General features: G+C 61.5%; 20 protein-coding genes. 3 read left to right on the top strand and 17 right to left on the bottom strand.

Annotated elements, in window-relative coordinates; translation table 11 throughout:
* Positions 1-202 precede the first annotated feature (202 nt).
* Positions 203-373, top strand: a complete 171-nt coding sequence (locus FA94_RS39195; protein ID WP_176058936.1) for a hypothetical protein — start codon at positions 203-205, stop codon at positions 371-373.
* 31 nt (positions 374-404) lie between these two features.
* Here FA94_RS39195 and FA94_RS19990 read toward each other — a convergent pair whose 3' ends face one another.
* Together FA94_RS19990 and hemE are read right to left on the bottom strand one after the other, a co-directional pair.
* Entirely contained in the window at positions 405-2,651 is a 2,247-nt protein-coding gene (locus tag FA94_RS19990; protein ID WP_197070294.1) for a primosomal protein N', read from the bottom strand.
* 464 nt (positions 2,652-3,115) lie between these two features.
* Positions 3,116-4,216: a uroporphyrinogen decarboxylase gene (gene hemE / locus FA94_RS19985; protein WP_035554370.1), complete on the bottom strand. Its 1,101-nt coding sequence runs from the start codon at positions 4,214-4,216 to the stop codon at positions 3,116-3,118.
* 217 nt (positions 4,217-4,433) lie between these two features.
* On the opposite strand from hemE, the gene FA94_RS19980 reads away from it, so the two are divergent.
* The gene (locus tag FA94_RS19980; RefSeq protein ID WP_035554369.1) at positions 4,434-5,228 is read left to right on the top strand and encodes a transporter substrate-binding domain-containing protein; all 795 of its coding nucleotides are present in this window, start codon (positions 4,434-4,436) and stop codon (positions 5,226-5,228) included.
* Between the two features lie 888 nt (positions 5,229-6,116).
* On the opposite strand, the gene FA94_RS19975 is transcribed toward FA94_RS19980, so the two are convergent.
* On the bottom strand, positions 6,117-7,847 hold the full coding sequence (locus FA94_RS19975) for an AMP-binding protein (protein WP_035554367.1): 1,731 nt from the start codon (positions 7,845-7,847) through the stop codon (positions 6,117-6,119).
* Positions 7,848-8,071: 224 nt separating this feature from the next.
* On the opposite strand from FA94_RS19975, the gene FA94_RS19970 reads away from it, so the two are divergent.
* On the top strand, positions 8,072-9,115 hold the full coding sequence (locus tag FA94_RS19970) for a hypothetical protein (RefSeq protein ID WP_156126679.1): 1,044 nt from the start codon (positions 8,072-8,074) through the stop codon (positions 9,113-9,115).
* Positions 9,116-9,239: 124 nt separating this feature from the next.
* Here FA94_RS19970 and FA94_RS19965 read toward each other — a convergent pair whose 3' ends face one another.
* The 14 genes from FA94_RS19965 to FA94_RS19900 all read right to left on the bottom strand — a co-directional run bounded on the left by FA94_RS19965 (position 9,240) and on the right by FA94_RS19900 (position 22,971).
* Positions 9,240-9,665, bottom strand: a complete 426-nt coding sequence (locus FA94_RS19965) for a F0F1 ATP synthase subunit epsilon (RefSeq protein WP_012434800.1) — start codon at positions 9,663-9,665, stop codon at positions 9,240-9,242.
* Positions 9,666-9,822: 157 nt separating this feature from the next.
* Positions 9,823-11,217 (bottom strand): F0F1 ATP synthase subunit beta, encoded by a 1,395-nt coding sequence (gene atpD / locus FA94_RS19960; protein ID WP_035554361.1) that lies wholly within the window; start codon positions 11,215-11,217, stop codon positions 9,823-9,825.
* A gap of 101 nt (positions 11,218-11,318) precedes the next feature.
* The gene (gene atpG / locus FA94_RS19955; protein WP_035554359.1) at positions 11,319-12,203 is read right to left on the bottom strand and encodes a F0F1 ATP synthase subunit gamma; all 885 of its coding nucleotides are present in this window, start codon (positions 12,201-12,203) and stop codon (positions 11,319-11,321) included.
* 128 nt (positions 12,204-12,331) lie between these two features.
* Positions 12,332-13,873, bottom strand: coding sequence for a F0F1 ATP synthase subunit alpha (atpA, locus tag FA94_RS19950; protein ID WP_035554357.1), 1,542 nt, complete (start codon positions 13,871-13,873; stop codon positions 12,332-12,334).
* 58 nt (positions 13,874-13,931) lie between these two features.
* Positions 13,932-14,471, bottom strand: coding sequence for a F0F1 ATP synthase subunit delta (locus FA94_RS19945; protein ID WP_035554356.1), 540 nt, complete (start codon positions 14,469-14,471; stop codon positions 13,932-13,934).
* Positions 14,472-14,473: 2 nt separating this feature from the next.
* A complete protein-coding gene (locus FA94_RS19940; RefSeq protein WP_035554353.1) occupies positions 14,474-14,944 on the bottom strand; it encodes a F0F1 ATP synthase subunit B in 471 nt (156 codons plus the stop codon).
* A 138-nt stretch (positions 14,945-15,082) separates the two neighbouring features.
* Positions 15,083-15,352, bottom strand: coding sequence for a F0F1 ATP synthase subunit C (gene atpE, locus FA94_RS19935; protein ID WP_007180033.1), 270 nt, complete (start codon positions 15,350-15,352; stop codon positions 15,083-15,085).
* A gap of 97 nt (positions 15,353-15,449) precedes the next feature.
* Positions 15,450-16,301: a F0F1 ATP synthase subunit A gene (gene atpB, locus FA94_RS19930; protein WP_035554351.1), complete on the bottom strand. Its 852-nt coding sequence runs from the start codon at positions 16,299-16,301 to the stop codon at positions 15,450-15,452.
* A gap of 160 nt (positions 16,302-16,461) precedes the next feature.
* The gene (locus FA94_RS19925) at positions 16,462-17,004 is read right to left on the bottom strand and encodes an ATP synthase subunit I (RefSeq protein ID WP_035554350.1); all 543 of its coding nucleotides are present in this window, start codon (positions 17,002-17,004) and stop codon (positions 16,462-16,464) included.
* Positions 17,005-17,600: 596 nt separating this feature from the next.
* Positions 17,601-18,491, bottom strand: a complete 891-nt coding sequence (locus FA94_RS19920; RefSeq protein WP_035554348.1) for a ParB/RepB/Spo0J family partition protein — start codon at positions 18,489-18,491, stop codon at positions 17,601-17,603.
* A gap of 18 nt (positions 18,492-18,509) precedes the next feature.
* A complete protein-coding gene (locus FA94_RS19915; protein ID WP_035554346.1) occupies positions 18,510-19,301 on the bottom strand; it encodes a ParA family protein in 792 nt (263 codons plus the stop codon).
* 104 nt (positions 19,302-19,405) lie between these two features.
* Positions 19,406-20,089, bottom strand: a complete 684-nt coding sequence (gene rsmG, locus FA94_RS19910) for a 16S rRNA (guanine(527)-N(7))-methyltransferase RsmG (protein ID WP_035554344.1) — start codon at positions 20,087-20,089, stop codon at positions 19,406-19,408.
* The gene (gene mnmG / locus FA94_RS19905; protein ID WP_035554342.1) at positions 20,086-22,044 is read right to left on the bottom strand and encodes a tRNA uridine-5-carboxymethylaminomethyl(34) synthesis enzyme MnmG; all 1,959 of its coding nucleotides are present in this window, start codon (positions 22,042-22,044) and stop codon (positions 20,086-20,088) included. Before mnmG ends, rsmG begins: the two co-directional genes overlap by 4 nt.
* A 174-nt stretch (positions 22,045-22,218) precedes the next feature.
* Entirely contained in the window at positions 22,219-22,971 is a 753-nt protein-coding gene (locus FA94_RS19900; protein ID WP_197070225.1) for an ABC transporter ATP-binding protein, read from the bottom strand.
* Between the last annotated feature and the right edge of the window lies 1 nt (position 22,972).

The raw sequence follows: 22,972 nt of genomic DNA, 5'->3' as shown, positions 1-22,972 counted from the left end.
ACCCTTGCGGGGCGCGGGTTTGCGCCCGATGGCACCGCGTGCGGCGGAGCGGGTTGCGGTCAGTACTTTCCCTGGCGTGATTCTTTTTGCTTTTACCCTTATCAAACGGGACGGCGCGCCGTTATAGAGAACATGGCGGCAAGCGGCCTCACGGCACGCAAAAAAAACGAAACGGGGTTTGGCGTTTTAGAGGATCGGTGAAATGGAAAAGTGGCTGGTGGTATTGGGTATCTGGGCAATGTGTGCGACTTGCGCGGTGCTGTTTATTCGTGGCGCAACCGGCGGTGCGGACAAACGCGCGGCGGTCGAAGGACGCACGCGCGCGGCATCGCGTGCATCGGCTGGCGATACGCGGACGGCGTTGAACGATTGATTTGAGTAGCGCGGGTGGTACGGCGCGGTCGTCAGATGTCGAGCGGATCGACTTCGACACTCCAGCGCAGCACGCCTTTCAAGCCGCGCAGCAGCGGTTGCCACGCGCGCAACGTCGCCTGCAAAGCCGCCCTTGAAGCGCTTTCGATCAGCAACTGCGCGCGATGCACGTGCATCACCTTGACGATGGTGAGCGGCACCGCGTCGTAGACGGTTACGCGTTCAGCGGCCGGAATGCCGGTCAACGCCGCCGCGGCCTGTTGCAGGAACGCGATCGCGGCCTCGAGCGTGCGCCCTTCGGCGCGCAGCAGCGCCTGATAAACGAACGGCGGCAAATGCGCGTCGCGGCGCTCGGCCAAGGTCGAATTGGCGAAGCCGACGTAGTCGTGACGACCCAACGCGTGATACAGCGCATGGCGCGGATAACGCGTCTGCACCAGCACTTCGCCGGGCAAACCTGACCGGCCGGCGCGGCCGCTCACCTGCATCAGTTGCGCAAAGAGGCGCTCGCTCGCGCGGAAGTCGTGCGAAAACAGCGCGGTGTCGGCGTTCAGCACGCCCACCAGCGACACGCGCTGAAAGTCGTGGCCCTTCGCGATCATCTGCGTACCGACCAGAATATCGACCTCGCCGGCGTGAACGTCGGAGAACAGCGCCTGCGCGCTGCCTTTGCGGCGCGTGCTGTCGGCGTCGATGCGCAACACGCGGGCGCCGGGCACCGCGCTCGCGAGCGTTTCTTCGACGCGTTGCGTGCCGCGCCCCATCGGCTCGATGTCGACATTGCCGCAGTCCGGGCACGAGCGCGGAATGCGCGACTCCCAACCGCAATGGTGACAACGCAGCGCGCGCTCCGGCTTGTGCAAAACCACGTAAGCGCTACAGCGCGGACAGCCGGCGACCCAACCGCAGGCATCGCACGCGAGTTGCGGCGCATAGCCGCGACGGTTCAGAAACACGAGGCTTTGCTCGCCGCGTTCGAGCCGGGCCTTCAGCGCAGCGATCAGCGGCCCCGACAGACCTTCCACCGACGCCCGTCCGCGCCGTCGCTCTTCTTCCAGATCGATCAGCCGGACGGTCGGCAGCACGGCGTCCGCCACCGCGCGGCGCGACAGCGTGAGGCGCTTGTAGCGCCCCTGGTCGGCCTGCCACCAGCTTTCCAGCGACGGCGTCGCCGAGCCGAGCACGACCGGCAAACCGAGCTGCTTGGCGCGGTAAATCGCCAGATCGCGCGCCGAATAGCGCAAGCCTTCCTGCTGCTTGTACGCCGGATCGTGTTCTTCATCGACGACGATCACCGCCAGCTTTGGCAGCGACGCGAGGATCGCGAGTCGCGTGCCGAGTACGATACGGGCGCGGCCGGTGTGTGCGGCGAACCAGTTGCGCGCGCGTTCGCCTTCGGCGAGACCGCTGTGCAGCGTGACGATCGACGTCCCTTCGAGCGCGGCGAAGCGGGCGCGGAAGGCTGCCTCGAACTGCGGCGTCAGATTGATTTCGGGGACGAGGACGAGCGCTTGCGCGTCCGGTTTGGCCGCGAGAATCTCGGCGAGCGCGCGAAGATAGACCTCGGTTTTGCCGCTGCCCGTCACGCCGTGCAGCAGGAACGGCGCGAAACCGTTCGCGTCGCGAATGGCTTCAACGGCGGCGGCCTGTTCGTCGGTGAGCGTGGGTAGCGTGGGCGCTGGCGTCTCGGGTGGGGCCGCCGCGCCGACTACGGCGGCGGCTTCGATCACTTCCAGCGCAACCCAGCCTTGCCCTTGCCACGCTTCGAAGGTGGCGATTGCTTTGGGATGCAGCGCGCGGGCGTCGGCGGCTAGCAGGAAATCGGCTTCGGTGAGTGCCTGGGCGAGCTTGCGCAGCGCGCTGGCGCGCGCCGGCAATGCGTCGGGCAAAGCCGCACGCCCTTCGGCCGTGAGGCTGTAGCGCTCTTCGGGCGCAAACAGGCGCGACCAACGCGAGGCGTCCCTCAGCGCTTGAGGCAGCGCGGGCAGCGCGACTTCGCCGAGACCGCGTTGATAGTAATCCGCTGCGAAGCCGGCCAGCGCGAGCCATTCCGCCGACACCGGCGGACACGCCGTGCACACGGCGCTCACGGCGCGGAGCCGGTCGGCGGGCACGTCACTGTGAGCGGTTACTTCGCAGACGAGCCCCACCACGTGGCGCTTGCCGAACGGCACGCTGACCAGCATGCCGGGTTCGGCAAGTTCGGGCGTGTCGCACCGGTAGTCGAACAGAGTCGGCAGCGGATGATCCAGCGCAACACGGACGAACACGTCGCTCACGCGGCAAGCCGAAGCGGATGCGCCGGCGCGGCACGACGCCGCATCTCCGTGCACGTTGAGCACGTGCCGAACCCGTCGAAGTTAAAGTAAAACTTCAATTTCGGCGCTAAGTTTTGGATTCGGCTGAACAATTGCAATCGGTCCGCGTGCCTGTGGATAACTTTGTTGAGAACTTCGCTGGAAAGGGCCGCGAAGCGCGCCGCAGCGGCCTTCTGTGGGTTTCCGCACACTTTGCCGTGAACCCTTGAAACCCTTGCCAGACAAGGCTTGGATCAAATGCGCCGGCAAAGTGCAAGGGCCACCGTACGACGAAAGCTTCTACCGCGCCGCAGCGTGAAGAATGTGCATAAGTCAAGTCTTGACTTTCGCAGGACCGCCGTCTGACGGCCTGTGGCATGCCAATTTTCCCTTAGAGCGAGAGCCCACTTCGCCGCGTTGCAGCAAAAACGGTAACGATTACAGCATCACGCCGGTGCATGCGCGCCGCTTCGAATCGCCCGGCTATGACGATGCACTTCGTCAACGAGCTCTGCGACATTTTCCGGCGGCGTGAATTGCGAGATGCCATGGCCCAGATTGAAGACATGGCCCGGATGATTGCCGAAGCTGTCGAGCACGGCACGCGCTTCCATGCGGATCGCCGCCGGCGGCGCAAACAGCACGGACGGGTCGATATTGCCCTGCAGGGCCACCTTACCGCCGACACGCTCGCGCGCTTTGGAGAGATTCACGGTCCAGTCGAGGCCGACCGCATCCACGCCGATCTCGGCGATCTCGTCGAGCCACAGGCCGCCGCCCTTCGTGAAGGTGATCACCGGCACTTTTTCGCCGTCGTGATCGCGCTTCAACTGGCTCACCACCTGCTGGATGTACTGCAGCGAGAAACGTTGGTAGATGCCGTCCGCCAGCGCCCCGCCCCACGTGTCGAAAATCATGACGGCTTGCGCGCCGGCTTCGATCTGCGCGTTCAGATACGCCGCCACCGAGCGCGCATTGATCTCGAGAATGCGGTGCATCAGGTCCGGACGCGCGTACAGCATCGATTTGACGGTGCGGAAGTCGGCCGAACCGCCGCCTTCGACCATGTAGCAGGCGAGCGTCCACGGGCTACCCGAAAAGCCGATCAGCGGCACGCGCTGACGGCCTTGCGCGTCGGTGAGCGCGGTGCGGATTTCACGCACGGCGTCGGTCACATAGCGCAGCGTGGCGTCGATATCCGGCACGGCGAGACGCGCGACGTCGTCTTCGGTACGTACCGGGCGGGCGAATTTCGGCCCCTCTCCCGTCACGAACTCGAGGCCGAGGCCCATGGCGTCCGGCACCGTGAGGATGTCGGAAAACAGAATCGCGGCGTCGAGCGGATAGCGTTCGAGCGGCTGCAGCGTGACTTCCGTTGCGAACGCCGGGTTCTTCGCGAGCCCCAGGAAGCTGCCCGCACGGCCACGTGTGGCGTTGTATTCCGGCAGATAGCGGCCAGCTTGCCGCATCAGCCAGATCGGCGTGTAGTCGGTCGGCTGGCGCAGTAGCGCGCGCAGGAAAGTGTCGTTCAGGAGTTTATGGGCCACGGTGCGTACGACTGAGGGCAAAGGGGCATTTTACCGGACCCGGCTCCCGGCATCGCGCTTGATGCGGGCAATAACTGTTGCGCAACCGGCCGGTGGGCGCGGCTGGCGGCGCCCAATACCGATGCGTACCTGGCTGAACGGCTAATGTTCAACCCCGAAACGCCGGGCTATTATCCGACGACCTTACCGGACAATTACACGCAAACAAGGAGACTCCATGAACAAGGCAGCACTCGCACTGCTCGGCGCACTGGCCGGTGTTTTGATGCACGCAGGCGTGGCCGTGGCGCAGACCAGCACCGCCGCGGCGCCCTCCCGGCTCGACGATATTCTTGCGCGCGGCACACTGCGCGCCTGCACGACCGGCGACTACAAGCCCTACTCGTTCTACAAGCCGGACGGCCAGTTCGAGGGCATCGACATCGACATGACGGAGTCGCTCGCCAAGTCGCTCGGCGTGAAGGTGGAGTACGTCAAAACGTCGTGGTCGAATCTGATGAACGACTTCGTCGCCAAATGCGATATCGGCATGGGCGGCGTGTCGCCGACACTCGAACGGCAAAAGCGCGCGTTCTTCACGCAGGCGTACATGGTGGACGGCAAAACGCCGATCGTGCGCTGCGACGACGTCAACAAGTATCAAACCGTCGCGCAGATCGACCAACCGGGCACTCGTGTGATCGTCAATCCGGGCGGCACCAACGAACGGTTCGCGAAGCAATACTTTCCGCATGCGAACCTCACCGTCTATCCGGACAACGTGACGGTCTTCAAGCAGATTCTGGCCGGCAAGGCCGACGTGATGGTGACGGACGCGTCGGAAACCTTGCTGCAGCAAAAGCTGAATCCGGGTCTGTGTTCGGTACATCCCGACAAGCCATTCCAGTACGGCGAGAAAGCCTGGCTGCTGCCGCGCGGCGACGTGACGTTCCAGCAGTACGTTGACCAGTGGCTGCACCTCGCACGCGCGACGGGCGAGTATCAGGCGATCTCGGATAAGTGGCTGAAATAAACCTTCGAGGTTGAGCGGCGCGGTCGGTTTATTTGACGGAGGGACGGCGGTTCGACGCATTGATAGGGCCGCATCGCCCACTCGATCATGTAACGGAACGCCGACGAGTTAAGCGAAAGCCGAACAATGTGGCCGGATTGCCTCTGATGAGCTGGCCCCGTTCCGGCCTTCTAGTCGGTTCGACGTTCCGCAATGCAGCACGCCGCGGTTCGTTTTCTCTGATTAATTTCTCGAGTTGGAAAATCCCATGTAACACAGGCGATCCTTGAGAAAAACGATGAGGATGCAACCATTTCATGCGGAATCGACTGAATGGACTACACCGCACCATGCGTCGCGAATAGCATCAATCATGCGTATGAAATTGCGGGTAAGTCATCGGTCATAATTACGTTTAAAACATTTTTATTTGGCAATATGTCCCGCAACGCCTTATCTGGCGGGCGTTACAACCTGAAACACTTTGTTACGGCGCTCGTAGGTTAATTCGCCCACAATGCCCTCAACGGTTTCAACACGGATGTGGCTGGGTGCGTGGTGTGAGCGGATACGATGCACTTGCCGGTCGGCGTATGCCGAAGCCCTGTGAAGGGGCATCCCTGCTGGGGCCGTAGTCGACGCTGGGGCGTCGTCTCAGTGGGTTCCACCTTTGGTCTCCTCGCGCTAACCCCGTAGCGTGTGGTTTTTAGCGGGCTCCAGGCCCGCTTTTTTTTCGCCCGGTCAAACGTTTGCGCGGTGCGGTATCGCGCCGGTTGGAGTCTGTTCGTAGCCAGTTAGTGGCTTGCGCGGGCTTGCACAGCAAACGGTTTTGACCAATCTTTTCGATCCGGAAGCCGCGCCGCAAGATGACTTGCAGGCGCGGCTTCTGTTGATCGGCCGGCCTTAAAGTCAAGCCGTCTTGTTTTCCTGCAGCTTCAGTTCGCTGATCATCCGTTCGCGCATGATGAATTTCTGCACCTTGCCGGTCACCGTCATCGGCAATTCGTCGACGAAACGGATGTACTTCGGCACCTTGTAGTGCGCAATCTGCCCCTGGCAGAATTGCTGGATATCTTCCGCAGTGGCCTGCTCTCCGGAACGCAATACCACCCACGCGCAAACCTCCTCGCCGTATTTCGCATCCGGCACGCCGAACACCTGCACGCTCTGGATCTTCGGGTGGCGGAACAGAAACTCCTCGATCTCGCGCGGGTAAATGTTCTCGCCGCCACGAATCAGCATGTCTTTCAGACGACCGACGATGTTGCAGTAGCCGTCGGCGTCGAGCGTCGCCAGATCGCCGGTATGCATCCAGCCATTTTCGATGCTTTCGCGCGTCTTCGCCTCGTCGCCCCAATAACCTTGCATCACCGAGTAGCCGCGCGTACAAAGCTCGCCGGTTTCGCCCACCGGGACGATCTCGCCGAGCGGGTCGACGATCTTCACTTCGAGATGCGGCTGGATACGGCCGACGGTCGTCGTTCGCTTGTCCAGCGGGTCCGTGGTCGAGCTCTGGAACGACACCGGGCTCGTTTCCGTCATGCCGTAAGCAATGGTGATCTCGCTCAGGTGCATTCTGGAGACGACCTTTTTCATCGTCTCGATCGGGCACGGCGAACCGGCCATGATGCCGGTGCGCAGGCGCGACAAATCGTAGGTGGCGAAATCAGGGAGGTCGAGTTCGGCGATGAACATGGTCGGCACGCCGTGCAGCGCCGTGCACTTTTCTTCCGCGACCGCGGCGAGCGTCGCCGCCGGGTCGAAGCCCTCGCCGGGAAAGACCATGTTGGCGCCAACCGACACGCACGCCAGCACCGACAGCACCATGCCGAAGCAGTGATAGAGCGGCACTGGAATGCACAGGCCGTCCTGCTCGCTCAGGCGCATCGCCATCGCGATATAGCGCGCATTGTTGACGACGTTCCGATGCGTCAGCGTCGCGCCTTTCGGGTTGCCGGTCGTGCCGCTGGTGAACTGGATATTGATCGGCTCGTCGGCGTGCAGCGTCGCGGCGGCCGCGTCGAGCTTCGCGGGGTCGAGCGACGCACGGCCCTGCTCAACCACCTCCGAAAACGACAGCATGCCGGGCGTCTCGGTATCGCACATGCGAATCACGATCCGCAGCCCCGGCAGGCGCGCGGCATGCAGGTTGCCGGGCGCAGCGCTCGCTAGCTCGGGGGCGAGTTCCTGCAGCATCTGCAGATACATCGACGACTTGAAGCGCTCTGCTGCAATGATCGCCTTGCAGTCCACCTTGTTCAGCGCGTATTCGAGTTCGGCCAGACGATAGGCGGGATTGATATTCACCAGCACGGCGCCGATCCGCGCGGTGGCGAACTGGGTCAGCAACCATTCGACACGGTTGGGTGACCAGATCCCGACGCGATCGCCTTTCACGATGCCCAGCGCGGCCAGCCCCGACGCGAGCACGTCGACCTCGTCGGCGAATTCCCGCCATGTCCAGCGGATGCCCTGCTCCCGGAAAACTACGGCCGGCCTGGTTGGAAAGCGTTGTGCGGTGTCCCGAAGAAACTGACTCACCGTCGCATCGCTGAGCGGGACCTGCGTCGAGCCGCGCACATAAGAGATGCCGTCGCGGGGCTCGATGAGCGCACTTTCGTCTGTTAGCTGAGCTGCCATGGTGAAGTCTCCGAGAGGCAATCGTTGCTCTATTGAAATGAATTTGAAGCCGATTGTGCCATTACCGCCTGGCGCGGCGGCATCAAGTCTTACCCGCACCGCAGGCCGGTGGTGTTACCCCGTCATGCCCATTGGCGAATTGTGTGGCGTTGTCGACCGTGGTCATGGCGCGGGCGGTTAGCGTCCCCGGGGCTCGGCGAGCACAGCGAAGATGGAGACACGGAATGCAGGCGAAGCACAACGACCACGGTGGCTGTCGTGTTCGCCCGGGCAAACCGAACGATCGCGATGCGTTAGTCGCTCGCGACCGGGTGGCGCCCCGAATCACCGCGGCTATTCCACGTCGGCCTATCCGGCAGCGCGATGACCGGCGACGCCGTGAACTCGACGCTTCGAAGGAAATTGAAATGAGAGTAGTCAGCAACACCTGTCATCCGGCTGCAGACATGGCGTGCGCGCAAAACCGACTAGATGCGCCGACGCCGGCATTGAATCCGCACGACGCGGCGAGCGGTGCCGCCTTGCGCGAACCGGTGCCGGGTTTTCCGGCCGCCTATGCCGTGGAGCGCCCCGCAGGCGAGCTATCGCCGGTCACCCGGCAACCGAACCTCTATCGTGACGCGGGCGGCAGCCAATACCTCCATCACGATTCAGGCTGGTACCCGGTGCGCGATGACGCCGACAACGGCACTTTGCGCGTCTGGCAGCCCGACAGGGCCTACAAACCCCAATACCCGATACGGCGTGATGCCGACGGCAACTTCACGCTGCATAGCAACGTGGGACTCAAGGGCGGCGGTCTTTTCGACAAGACACCGGCCAACTCGTCGAGTTACAGCGAGGCGGACCGCAACACCAACCGCCAAACGCTCGGCGCCCAACTCGGCGTGATCCGAAGTGCCAGCGATCCGGGGAGCTACGCAAACAGCGTCAAACTCGTGAACGATGGACTTTCGCGATTGCAGGTTGGCCTATCCGACCAGGCCTTCGACCGGATATCGACCAATCTCAATCGCGTTCAAAACGGCAAGATGACGAACGCCGAAGCGTCGTCGTCGGAATATAGGACCTTCATGAACGATGTTCACGATTCGACGCTCTCGCAAGGTGATAGGAACTGGTCGCGTTTTGGCGCGTATCTGAATCGTTATGCGGGTGTCCCGTATCACGCCGAGACGGATATCGCCAACATGCATCTGAATCGAAACCAGGACCGACTGACGCGTCTTAACATGCAGGCGTTCGTTCAGAACGACCCTAAAGCCTGACGCGTCACACCGTTCAGCAAGCGGACGTAAAAAAGGGCTCCTATCAGGAGCCCTTTTTCATTCTTACCGTTCCGCCGGAGGCAGCGACACACGCCGCTTAGTCCTAGAAACGCTTAACCGCTGTTTAGTTCTGACCGCGCAGCTTGCGCAGACGCTGGATCGCAGCGAGCTGCGCCGTCGCGTACGCCAGTTCCGCTTGCGCGGTGGCGTACTCGAGGTTCGAACCCGTGTTCTGCAGCGCTTCTTCTGCACGCTTGCGTGCATCTTCAGCCTTGGCTTCGTCGAGATCCTTGCCACGAATCGCGGTGTCGGCGAGAACCGTCACAGCGCCCGGCTGGATTTCGAGGATGCCGCCGGCGACGAACACAAACTCTTCTTCGCCGTTTTCAGCTTCAATGCGCACCGCACCCGGACGAATCCGCGTAATGAGCGGCGTGTGGCCCGGCAGAATGCCGAGTTCACCTGCTTCGCCCGGCAGTGCGACGAACTTCGCCTGGCCCGAGAAGATCTGCTCTTCCGCGCTGACGACGTCTACTTTAATAGTTGCCATAAGTGTCGACTCCTGTCGACGAGAGTGGGCGCTTTAGCGCTTCCCCTCGTCTCATGCAAGGCTGGGTTGAACGTAGTAAGAGGCGCCGGCTTTGCGTTCCGCTACCGTTCGGTAGCGATACGCGCGAGGCCGGCGCCCGCTTCGTTACACCCGACCTTTACTGGATCTTCTTGGCCTTTTCGAAGGCTTCGTCGATCGTGCCGACCATGTAGAACGCTTGTTCCGGCAGGTGGTCGCACTCGCCTTCAACGATCATCTTGAAGCCACGGATCGTTTCCTTCAGCGGCACGTACTTGCCCGGCGAGCCCGTGAACACTTCAGCAACGTGGAACGGCTGCGACAGGAAACGCTGGATCTTACGAGCGCGCGCGACGGCGAGCTTGTCTTCCGGCGCGAGTTCGTCCATGCCCAGAATCGCGATAATGTCGCGCAGTTCCTTGTAGCGCTGCAGCGTTTGCTGCACGCCACGCGTGATCGCGTAGTGCTCTTCGCCGATCACGTTCGGGTCGATCTGACGCGAGGTCGAATCGAGCGGGTCGACTGCCGGGTAGATACCCAGCGAAGCGATGTCACGCGACAACACGACGGTTGCGTCGAGGTGGCCGAAAGTTGTAGCCGGCGACGGGTCGGTCAAGTCATCCGCAGGGACGTACACGGCCTGAACCGACGTGATCGAGCCGGTCTTGGTCGACGTAATACGCTCCTGCAGCTTGCCCATTTCTTCAGCCAAAGTAGGCTGATAGCCCACTGCCGACGGCATACGGCCGAGCAGTGCCGACACTTCCGTGCCTGCCAGCGTGAAACGGTAGATGTTGTCGACGAAGAACAGCACGTCCAGACCTTCGTCACGGAAGTGCTCAGCCATCGTCAGGCCGGTCAGCGCCACGCGCAGACGGTTGCCCGGCGGCTCATTCATCTGGCCGTACACCAGCGCGACCTTGTCGAGAACGTTCGAGTCCTTCATTTCATGATAGAAGTCGTTCCCTTCGCGGGTACGCTCGCCAACACCGGCGAACACGGAGTAACCACCGTGTTCCTTAGCGATGTTGTTGATCAGTTCCATCATGTTCACGGTCTTGCCCACACCGGCGCCACCGAACAGACCCACCTTGCCGCCCTTAGCGAACGGGCAGATCAGGTCGATAACCTTGATGCCGGTTTCGAGCAGTTCGGTCGACGGCGACAGTTCGTCGAACGCCGGAGCCTTCTGGTGAATACCGCGCACCACGTCCGAGTTGATCGGGCCGGCTTCGTCGATCGGGCGACCCAGCACGTCCATGATCCGGCCGAGGGTCGGCTTGCCGACCGGCACGCTGATCGGCTTACCCGTGTTCTTCACAACCGTACCGCGACGCAGGCCGTCCGATGCACCCAGACAGATGGTACGGACAACGCCGTCGCCCAGTTGTTGCTGGACTTCGAGGGTCAGTTCCGAACCTTCGAGAATGAGCGCGTCGTAAATCTTCGGCATGTCCGAACGCGGAAATTCCACGTCGATCACCGCGCCGATGCACTGTACGATCTTGCCTTCTACCAAAGCAGTAGTACTCATCGCTTTTCCTTTAGATACTCAATTCTTCACTCGCGCAAAGGCGCAGTTTCGGTGGGTGCGCCATACCGGCGCACACGAAGCGGTGTGCTTGACCGTCACGGTCAGACAGCCGCCGCGCCACCGACGATTTCCGACAGTTCTTTCGTGATCGCGGCCTGACGGCTCTTGTTGTACACGAGCTGCAGTTCGTTGATGACCGTCTTCGCATTGTCCGAAGCGGCCTTCATCGCGACCATGCGGGCCGACTGCTCCGATGCCATGTTTTCCGCGACGGCCTGATAGACCAGCGCTTCGACATAACGCACCAGCAGTTCGTCCACCACGGCCTGCGCATCCGGCTCGTAGATATAGTCCCACTGCGTGCTCGGCGTCGTGCCGTCTTCTTCCTTGCGCTCGAACTGTTCTGCCGACAGCGGCAGCAGTTGCTCGATCACCGGCTCCTGCTTCATCGTGTTGACGAAGCGCGTGTACGCGAGGTACACCGCCGAAACCTTGCCTTCCGAGTACAGGTCGAGCTGCACCTTCACCGCGCCGATCAGCTTTTCCAGATGCGGCGTATCGCCCAGATGCACGACGTTCGACACCACCTTCGCGCGCAAACGGTTCAGGAAACCCAGACCCTTGGTGCCGATCGCAGTTGCTTCGATCGTCTTGCCCTGGCCTTCCAGTTCCTTGAACTTCTGCACCGACGCACGCAGCACGTTGGTGTTCATGCCGCCGCACAGACCCTTGTCGGTCGTCACGAGGATGATGCCGGCCGCCTTCGCGCCTTCGTTCGACACCATGAACGGGTGACGATACTCCGGGTTCGCACGGCTCATGTGTGCAGCGATATCGCGGACCTTGTCGGCATACGGGCGAGCAGCGCGCATGCGCTCCTGAGCGCGGCGCATCTTCGATGCGGCCACCATCTCCATCGCTTTCGTGATCTTGCGCGTGTTTTGCACGCTCTTGATCTTGCCGCGAATTTCCTTCATTCCAGCCATTGCTTGCTCCTTGTCGGCCCGAGTTAGCGCTTTAGCGCTGACTCGGGCCCATCGAAGCAGCGCGGGAGCATTCTCATGCGGCCCGCGCCGCTTCAAGGTCCGTTTATGCCTTGCGGATCACTCGCGGATCAATAAGCGCCGGACTTCTTGAAGTCTTTGAGGGCCGTGTGCAGCAGGCCTTCGTCGTCCTTCGAGAGTTCCTTGGTATCTTCGATGCGCTTGACCAGGTCAGCGTGGCTCGACTTCAGATGCTCGCGCAGGCCCTTTTCGAACGGCAGCACTTGCGAGACTTCCAGATCGTCGAGGTAACCGTTGTTCGCGGCGAACAGCGCGACCGCCAGTTCCCACACTTGCAGCGGTTGATATTGCGGCTGCTTCAGCAGTTCCGTCACGCGGCGGCCGCGCTCCAGTTGCTTGCGGGTCGCTTCGTCGAGGTCCGACGCGAACTGCGCGAACGCAGCCAGCTCACGGTACTGCGCGAGGTCGGTACGGATACCGCCCGACAGCTTCTTCACGACCTTCGTCTGAGCCGCACCACCAACGCGCGACACCGACACGCCGGCGTTAATTGCCGGGCGGATACCTGCGTTGAAAAGGTCGGTTTCCAGGAAGATCTGGCCGTCGGTAATCGAGATCACGTTCGTCGGAACGAATGCGGTCACGTCGCCGGCTTGCGTTTCAATGACCGGCAGTGCCGTCAGCGAACCGCTCTTGCCCTTCACTTCGCCGTTCGTGAACTTCTCGACGTAGTCTTCCGAGACGCGAGCCGCACGTTCCAGCAGACGCGAGTGCAGATAGAACACGTCGCCCGGGTAAGCTTCACGGCCCGGCGGGCGGCGCAGCAGCAGCGAGATCTGACGGTATGCCCAGGCTTGCTTGGTCAAATCGTCATACACGATCAGCGCGTCTTGACCGCGGTCGCGGAAGTATTCGCCCATCGTGCAGCCGGCGTACGGTGCGAGGTACTGCATCGCTGCCGATTCCGAAGCCGAAGCGGCCACGACGATCGTGTATTCCAGCGCGCCGGTTTCTTCCAGCTTGCGAACCACGTTCATGATCGACGAAGCCTTCTGGCCGATCGCGACGTAGATACAGAAGAGGTTCTTGCCCTTCTGGTTGATGATCGCGTCGACAGCGACTGCGGTCTTGCCGCACTGGCGGTCGCCAATGATCAGCTCACGCTGGCCACGGCCAACCGGCACCATCGCGTCGATCGACTTCAGACCGGTTTGGACCGGTTCCGAAACCGACTTACGCCAGATCACGCCCGGTGCAATCTTTTCGATTGCGTCGGTTTTCTTCGCGTTGATCGGGCCCTTGCCGTCGATCGGGTTGCCGAGTGCATCGACCACGCGGCCGAGCAGTTCCGGACCCACCGGCACTTCGAGAATACGGCCCGTCGTCTTGACGATGTCGCCTTCCGAAATGTGTTCGTACTCACCCAGAATCACGGCGCCGACCGAGTCGCGCTCGAGGTTCAGCGCGAGACCGAAGGTGTTGCCCGGAAATTCGAGCATTTCGCCTTGCATCACTTCCGACAGGCCGTGAATACGCACGATACCGTCGGTCACGGAGATCACGGTGCCCTGGTTGCGAACGTCTGCGCTCGCGTCAAGGCCCTGGATCCGGCTCTTGATCAGCTCGCTGATCTCAGAGGGATTGAGTTGCATTATTCGCTCCTGATAGTCAATTCTGTTGCGTGCCAGCCGCTTCAGCGCGTTACGCGCTTCAGGCCGTCAGAGCCGTCTGCATGCTGGCAAGCCGCGCGCGGACCGAGGTATCGAGCACTTCGTCGCCAACCGTCACGCGCACACCGCCAATCAGCGACGAGTCGACTTCGACCGTCGGCTTCAGCTTGCGGTGGAACTTGCGTTCGAGACTTGCGACGAGGTCGTTCAACTGCGCGCCTTCGAGCGGGAATGCGCTGACGATCAGCACATCGGCCGCCCCTTCGCGGGCATTCTTCAACTCTTCGAACTGCGTAGCGATTTCCGGCAGCAATTGCAGGCGATGGTTGTCCACCAGCATTTGCACCAGATTCTTCGCTTGCGCGTCGTCCTTGAGCGGCGACTTGACCGCGGCCAGCAGCAGTTCGCTGACTTGGGCGCGGCTTACTTTCGGGCTCGAGGCGATCGACAGCACTTCGGGCAGACGCGCAACCTGTGCCAGCTCCTGCACGAGCGTGGACCAGGCGGCGATGTCACCAGCTTCGGCCACGCCAAACAGCGCTTCTGCGTACGGACGGGCGATGGTTGCAAGTTCGGCCATGATCAGAGCTCGGCTTTCAGTTGATTCAGCAGGTCAGCGTGAGCTGCCTGGTCGACTTCGCGCTTCAGGATCTGTTCAGCGCCCTTCACTGCGAGTGAAGCGACTTCGCCGCGCAGCGTTTCGCGCGCCTTCACGACTTGCTGGTCCGCGTCGGCCTTCGCTTGCGCGATGATGCGAGCGGCTTCAGCGTGTGCTTGCGCCTTGATTTCGTCAGCGACTGTCACAGCGCGCTTTTCTGCGTCGGCAATACGTTGCTGACCGTCGTTGCGTGCCTGAGCGAGTTCCTGGTCGACGCGCTTATGAGCGGCTTCGAGTTCAGCCTTGCCCTTTTCAGCAGCCGACAAACCGTCAGCAATCTTCTTCGAGCGCTCGTCGAGGGCGTTGATCAACGGCGGCCACACGAACTTCATCGTGAACCACGCGAGGATCAGGAACACGACCATTTGCGCAAACAGGGTTGCGTTAAGATTCACGGTGTTTCCTTAAACGTTGCTAGTTCGGAAAGTGAAACGGCAAGGCGCTCATCGATTCTGTATTCGATCAGCGCCCAAGTGCCCGTTCCGCCCTGCGCCTTTACCAGTTATAGCTCAGGCGCAAACTTCCGAGGAACCTCAGCCTGCCAGCTTCGACAGCAGCGGGTTCGCGAACGCGAACAGCATTGCCACACCAACGCCAATCAGAAACGCCGCATCGATCAGACCAGCCAGCAGGAACATCTTGGTTTGCAGCGGGTTCATCAACTCCGGCTGACGAGCACATGCTTCGATGTACTTGCCGCCCATCAGGCCGATACCGATACAGGCGCCGATTGCACCCAGGCCGATGATGATGCCGATACCGATGGCGGTCAGACCCTGGATGTTGGCGATGAAAGCTTGCATGATCACTCCTTTGTGAAAAGTCTTTTAGAACTGGTTGGAACTGGGATTTAAAAAACTAAAGCTAAAACCAAAAACTATTCGCGACGTGCAGCCGCTACTAGTGGGTATCGTGAGCCTGGCCGAGGTACACCAGCGTCAGCATCATGAAAATGAACGCCTGCAGCAGAACGATCAAAATGTGGAAGATCGCCCAAACCGTGCCTGCGATCACATGGCCGATGAAGCCAAGCACCGACACGTCCGCGCCGAAACCCCACATGCTGCCGAGCAGGGCAATCAGCAGGAACAACAGTTCGCCCGCGTACATGTTGCCGAACAGCCGCATGCCGAGCGAGACCGTCTTGGCGACGAACTCGATGATGTTCAGTGCAAGGTTCGGGATCCACAGCAGCGGATGCGCACCGAACGGAGCGGACAGCAGTTCATGCACGAAGCCGCCGGCGCCCTTGATCTTGATGTTGTAGTAAATCATCAGCGCGAACACACCGAGGGCGATGCCGAGCGTACCGTTCAGATCAGCGGTCGGCACGATGCGGTGGTGCGGGATGACTTCGGACAGACCCAGCAAGCCAATGATCTTGCCCGGCAGGTCCACAGGGATAAAGTCGAGCGAGTTCATCAGCGCGACCCAGACGAACACGGTCAGGGCGAGCGGCGCGATGAAGGTGCGCGAGCCGTGGATCATCGACTTCGATTGATCCTCGACCATTTCGACCAGCATTTCGATTGCGCATTGGAAACGGCCCGGCACGCCGGACGTTGCCTTGCGGGCAGCGAGATGCAGAATGAAGATGGTGGCCAGACCGCAAACGATCGACCAGAAAAGGGTGTCCAGATTCCACACGTGAATGTCGAAAATCGACGTCTGATGCGCGGTGGAAAAGTTCTGCAAGTGGTGCGCGATGTACTCGGACGGATCCATTGCGCGCGTGCCTTCGCTAGCTGCCATATCGTTAAAGCCACCCAAATTGTCGAAAATCGTCTTAGGCCGTTCCCGCAGCAATTCTGTATTGCGGGAACACGCCGGGTGCGGATCGTGTCATATCCGCACTCCTGATGCCGGCGCTGCGCGCCAGCCTGAATTTTGTACTGCTTTTGTTCCTGCACCCTTAGCGCCAGGCTAAGGCGATCCAGTACGTCTTGAGCGCGACGAGGTAGGTCACGAGCAGCGGAACCCAGCTTACGTCGTGATACCAGAAGGCGATGACTACAAACATCGCGATCGTTGTCCCCATCTTGAGCGCTTCGCCAATCATCCAGCTCATGGCTGTCGTGGCGCCGCTCAGCGTTCTAAGTCGTGCCGCGAACAACGCGCTCGGCACCCAGCAGATCGCTCCCCCCAGGAACGCGGACAGCGCAGCATCGCCCGGCGGCTTGTAGAACAGCCACCACAGCAGCGTTGCACCCAGGGACAAAACCATTTGCGCCGCCACGACCTTGAAAGGCGTAACGCGCGATGGACGACTCACATTCGGACCAAACAGCTTTTCAGCTTCGGTCCGCGTGAGCGGAACGATATTGTTATCTTGTTGCTCGACATCCCACGCTTCGTCAGAAGGGACTCGCTGACCGGTGGACGCAACGGAAGCGGTGCGTTCAGCGGATTCGTCGTGCCCATTCTTCGGCGCTTGATTCGACGTTTTGACCGCCATCGCAGTGTTCCGAAAGTCTTGTTCCAGCCCGCCAGCTTACGCTGCGCTTACGGGGTTGCCGTGCAATTAAATCCGGGCGATTGTAAGCGATAGTTGCAGGCAATTCAAGACTTTAGGCCGTTCAATAAGCTGCGTGAAACCGCCCCTCACGATGCGGGAATGGCTTCCTGGCGGGCCAAAACGCGCCAAATGTAAGGCGGCTGGGGGGTAGCAAAACATGCGCATTGAATCGCATCAATTTGCGCCCGCGCAAACGGCCTTTTAACGCTGTAACGGTCGTCTCGAAAATGCAACAAACGCCGATTTTTGCGCGCGCGGGTGGACAGGCGGGGCGGCGTTGGGTAGGCAGTCGGCTTCGTAGATCGCGTTAGCTGTTCAGGCCAAGCCGCGTACATCTGGAATCCCGATTATTCGACACAGGATTTAGTTAGGACTCCAGCACGCTCTGATCGCCAGGCGGCGGCTCAATCAACGCCGCGGGCTTGCATCGCTTGGCCCCACTCCGTCGCAGCTGATAACCTGCAACGCGCCAAGAAGTAGCTTGCGATCGAAATCTCACCCCGATCCGTCGCAAGCGCCCTACTTCAGTTCGCCAATCAAACAGCCGCAGCGTTACCGCGCAAGCGCACCAGAATACCTTCCAGCGCATCCAGATCGCCGAAGTCGACCAGCACCTGCCCTCGCCCGCGTCGGCCGAGTTTGATCTTCACCGTCGCCGCCAGCAAATCGGACAGCTCTTCCTCGAGCCGCCGCGTGTCCCGACCGCCGTCCGGATTCGCGCGCGCCTTCACTGCCGGCGCGGCCTTGGTGGTCGTCGTGACCAGCTTCTCGGTCTCACGCACCGACATGCGCTTATTGACGACCTGATTGGCCAGCGTGATCTGCGTCGCGGCATCCACGGCCAGTAGCGCGCGCGCATGGCCCATGTCGAGATCGCCGGCGAGCAGCATGGTCTGTACCGGCGACGCCAGATTGAGCAGGCGCAGCAGATTCGACACCGCACTGCGCGAACGCCCCACCGACTCCGCCGCCTGCTCGTGCGTGAAATTAAACTCATCGAGCAGGCGCTGGATGCCCTGCGCCTCTTCCAGCGGATTCAGATCTTCGCGCTGAATGTTCTCGATCAGCGCCATCGCCGCGGCGGCCTGATCCGGCACGTCCCTGACGAGCACCGGCACTTCGCTCAGTCCGGCAAGCCGCGCCGCGCGGAAACGCCGTTCGCCGGCGATGATCTCGTATTTGTCCGCGGACACGGGACGCACCAGGATCGGTTGCATCAAACCCTGAGCGCGGATGCTCGCCGCCAGCTCCTGCAACGCGCCTTCGTCCATGCGTGTACGCGGCTGATACTTGCCCGCCTGCATCTTGCTAAGCGGCAGCACGTTCGGCGCGCCTTCAATGGCAACGGCCTCGGTGATATCCGCGCTGCCACCCAGCAGTGCTTCAAGGCCGCGACCCAATCCCTTCTTTCTCGCTACTGCGTTCATCGTGCTTCCTCGATCCGCTTAGGATGCCTGGGGCGCGTCATTCAACGCGCGCACCCGCTCAATCATTTCCGCGCCGAACTGCACGTACGCCTGCGCGCCGCGCGATGCACGGTCGAACACCACGCCCGGCAAACCGTAGCTGGGCGCTTCGGCCAGACGCACGTTGCGCGGGATCACCACGTCGAATACCTTGTCGCCGAAATGCTCTTTCAGTTGATCGGAGACTTGCTGTTGCAGCGTGATGCGCGGATCGAACATGACGCGCAACAGGCCGATCACCTTCAGATCACGGTTCAGATTGGCGTGCACCTGCTTGATGGTGTTCACGAGATCGGACAGACCTTCGAGCGCGAAGTACTCGCACTGCATCGGAATCACGACGCCGTGTGCGGCGCACAGGCCGTTGAGCGTCAGCAGCGACAAAGCCGGTGGGCAATCGATCAGCACGAAATCGTATTCGCCTTCGACCGCGGCAAGCGCGTTTTTCAATTGACGCTCACGGTTCTGAACGCTGACCAGCTCGACTTCCGCGCCGGCGAGTTCTCGATTCGCCGGCAGCACGTCGTAGCCGACCGCTTCGGGCCGTACTCGCGCGTCGGTCACCGCGACGCCATCCACGAGCACTTCGTAGACCGTATTCGCGCAGGCGGCCTTGTCGATGCCGCTGCCCATCGTGGCGTTACCCTGCGGGTCCAGGTCGATGAGAAGGACACGCTGTCCCTGCGCTGCCAAGCTCGCGGCCAGATTGACTGTGGTCGTCGTCTTGCCGACGCCGCCTTTCTGGTTCGCAACGCAGAAGATTTTTGCCATCGTTGGTGTGTCCCTTTTGCTGCCTGGATGAAGTAAATAAAGCTTGCTGCTGGTACGGGGCGCGTCTACCGGCTAGTGGCCAGCAGCCCACGAAGCTGCGGCCGTCAGTTGGCTGAATCCACCCGAACCTTGATCAGATGCCGTTCGGCGTCGAGCGACGGCACATTCAGCCGGACGATCTGTTCCACGTGGGCGCCGGCAGGCAAACGCTCGATCTCGCCTTCCGGACGCACGCCTTTCATCGCCCAGATCGCGCCCTGCTCCGCCACCAGATGACGGGCCAGTGTAACGAAATCCGAGAGCTCTGCGAATGCGCGCGAGACGATTACATCGAACTTTGCGGGTACTTCGGCGCCGGGCTGCAACGTCTCGACGCGGCCGGTCACCACCGACAGATTGGCCAAACCCAGTTCGGCCTTAGCCTGCGACTGAAACGCCGTTTTTTTATGAACGATGTCGTTCACGGTCACAGTCCATTCAGGCAAAACGATCGCCAGCACGATACCCGGCAAACCGCCGCCCGAGCCGACGTCGAGCACCGACGACGGACCGCGCGGCGCCAGATGCGGCACGATCGAAAGCGAATCGAGAATGTGCTGGATCAGCATCTGCCGCGGATCGCGGATAGCCGTCAGGTTGTAGACGGCATTCCACTTCGACAGTAACGCGACGTAGTCGAGCAGCTTGCCAAGCTGGGCATCGCTCAACTTGAGGCCGAGTTCGCGGACGCCCTCTTCCAGCAACGGCGCCAATGCTTCCCGACCGCTTCCCTTCTGGCTTACCGTCATTGCGTCACCGGCGTGCTGTCGGTGCCGGGTTCGGCGGGTTTCGTCGAACGACGCCCCAAGCCGCGCTTCAGATGAACCATCAGCAACGAGATCGCCGCCGGCGTGATACCGGAGATGCGCGATGCCTGACCGATGGTTTCAGGACGGAATTGCGTCAACTTCTGGCGCGCCTCGAACGACAGCCCGCGCACTTCCGCGTAGTCCAATGCATCCGGCAAGCGCGTGCTTTCGTGCGCCTCATTACGTTCGATCTCGCCAGCCTGGCGATCGATATAGCCCTGGTACTTGATCGCAATCTCGATCTGTTCCTTGATCTGGGCGAGCAGCACGTCGTCTTCCGCGAGGATCTCCGGCGCGGCGCAGGCACCCGCACGCAGGCCGCACACGCCGTCGTACGAGACACCCGGACGACGCAGCAGATCAGCCAGGCTGTACTCATGGTCGATCGGCTTGCCGAGCAGCGCGGTCGCTTCGTCGGCCGATAACGTCTTAGGATTCACCCACGTCGTGCGAAGACGCTCTGTTTCACGTGAAACAGCATCACGCTTGCGGCTGAACGCGTCCCAACGGACGTCGTCGACCACGCCAAGCTCGCGGCCAATCTCGGTCAACCGCATATCGGCATTGTCTTCACGCAGGCTCAGGCGATACTCGGCGCGGCTCGTGAACATGCGATACGGCTCCGACACGCCACGCGTGACCAGATCGTCGACCAGCACACCAAGGTAAGCCTGATCGCGACGCGGGCACCACGCCTCCTTGCCCTGAACGAAAAGACCCGCGTTGATACCGGCCAGCAGGCCTTGCGCCGCGGCTTCTTCATAGCCGGTCGTGCCGTTGATCTGTCCCGCGAAGAACAGGCCGTTGATCACCTTCGTTTCCAGCGACGCCTTCAGCCCACGCGGATCGAAGTAGTCGTACTCAATCGCGTAGCCGGGGCGCAGGATGTGCGCGTGCTCCAAACCGCGCATCGAACGCACCAACTCAAGCTGCACGTCGAACGGCAGGCTCGTCGAAATCCCGTTCGGGTAGAACTCGTTGGTCGTTAGCCCTTCCGGTTCCAGGAAAATCTGATGCGATTCCTTCGACGCAAACCGATGAATCTTGTCCTCGATCGACGGGCAATAGCGCGGCCCGACTCCCTCGATCACGCCCGTGTACATCGGCGAACGATCAAGGCCACCGCGGATGATGTCGTGCGTCCGCTCATTCGTATGTGTGACCCAGCACGGCACCTGCCGCGGATGCTGCTCAACCCGCCCGAGAAACGAGAACACCGGTACCGGATCCAGATCGCCCGGCTGCTCTTCGAGCTTCGAAAAATCGATCGTGCGGCCGTCGATTCGCGGCGGCGTCCCGGTCTTGAGGCGCCCTTGCGGCAGCTTCAATTCCTTCAGGCGCGCGGACAACGACACCGAAGCTGGATCGCCAGCACGGCCGCCGGTGTAGTTGTTCAAACCCACGTGAATCTTGCCGTCGAGGAACGTCCCCGCCGTCAGCACAACGGCGCGCGCGCGGAATTGAATCCCCACCTGCGTCACCGCGCCGACCACGCGGTCACCCTCCACCATCAGATCGTCAACCGCCTGCTGGAACAGCCACAAGTTCGGCTGATTCTCCAGCCGATGCCGGATCGCCTGTTTGTACAGCAGACGGTCGGCCTGAGCGCGCGTCGCCCGAACAGCCGGCCCTTTCGACGAATTGAGGATGCGGAACTGGATACCGCCCTCGTCCGTCGCGGCCGCCATCGCACCGCCGAGCGCATCGACTTCCTTGACCAGATGGCCTTTGCCAATGCCGCCAATCGACGGATTGCAGCTCATCTGGCCGAGGGTTTCGATGTTGTGGGTCAGCAGGAGCGTGGTGTTGCCCATGCGCGCCGAAGCCAATGCGGCCTCGGTGCCGGCATGGCCGCCGCCGACGACGATTACGTCAAATTCTGTGGGAAAGAGCATCGCGGATCTCACGCCAGATCGTCGCGTGAGCCTTCAAAGGAAAATGTATGAGCGAATTATAACGGGTTCGGTTTAGGCCCGAATTTCGCCCGATTGGTCAGCCCATAAAAAAAACGGTGTGTTTCACGTGAAACACACCGCTTCAGACATCCACGGTCGGCGAAAAACGAAAAACTAGGCCACCTTTTTCGCCAGCCCGAGGTACGTCTCGATCACGCGTGGATTCTGCGCCAGATCCGCCGCCGGACCTTCCAGTGCCAGTTCTCCGGTTTCAAGTACATAGCCGTAGTCGGAAATCTGCAGCGCCGCGCGCGCGTTCTGCTCGATCAATAGCGTCGCCACGCCCGTCTGACGCAGCGCGCTAATGATGTGAAAAATTTCCTTCACGATCAGCGGCGCGAGACCGAGGCTCGGCTCGTCCAGCATCAGCAGATCGGGTTTGCCCATCAGCGCCCGGCCGACTGCCAGCATCTGCCGTTCACCGCCGGACAACGTGCCGGCCGCTTGCTGCCGACGCTCCTTCAGCCGCGGAAAGAGCGTGAACACCGGTTCGAGCTGATCGAGGAAATTGCGCTCCCCTGCCCGCTTGCGACGGTAAGCGCCGAGCACGAGGTTGTCTTCCACGGTCATCGACGCAAACAGCTCGCGCTTCTCCGGCACCAGACACATGCCGCGCGCGACGCGCTTTTCGACCGGCACCGCGCTCACATCCTCACCTTGATAGAGAACGGTTCCTTTCGCATGACCCGTAGTGGGCAGTGCGCCCATGATCGCGTTCAGCAACGTCGACTTGCCCGCGCCGTTCGGGCCGATCACCGAGACGATCTGCCCCGGCCGCACTTTGATCGCCGCGCCGTGCAGCGCCTCGACCTTACCGTAGCGAACCGACAGACCACTCACGTCCAGAATGGGACCCGCAGCATTCATC

It is taken from the genome of Burkholderia sp. 9120 (assembly GCF_000745015.1).
In the GTDB taxonomy this organism is placed as follows: Bacteria; Pseudomonadota; Gammaproteobacteria; order Burkholderiales; family Burkholderiaceae; genus Paraburkholderia.
The sequence above is the reverse complement of the archived record's forward strand: the minus strand, read 5'-3'. Positions and strand labels throughout refer to the sequence as shown.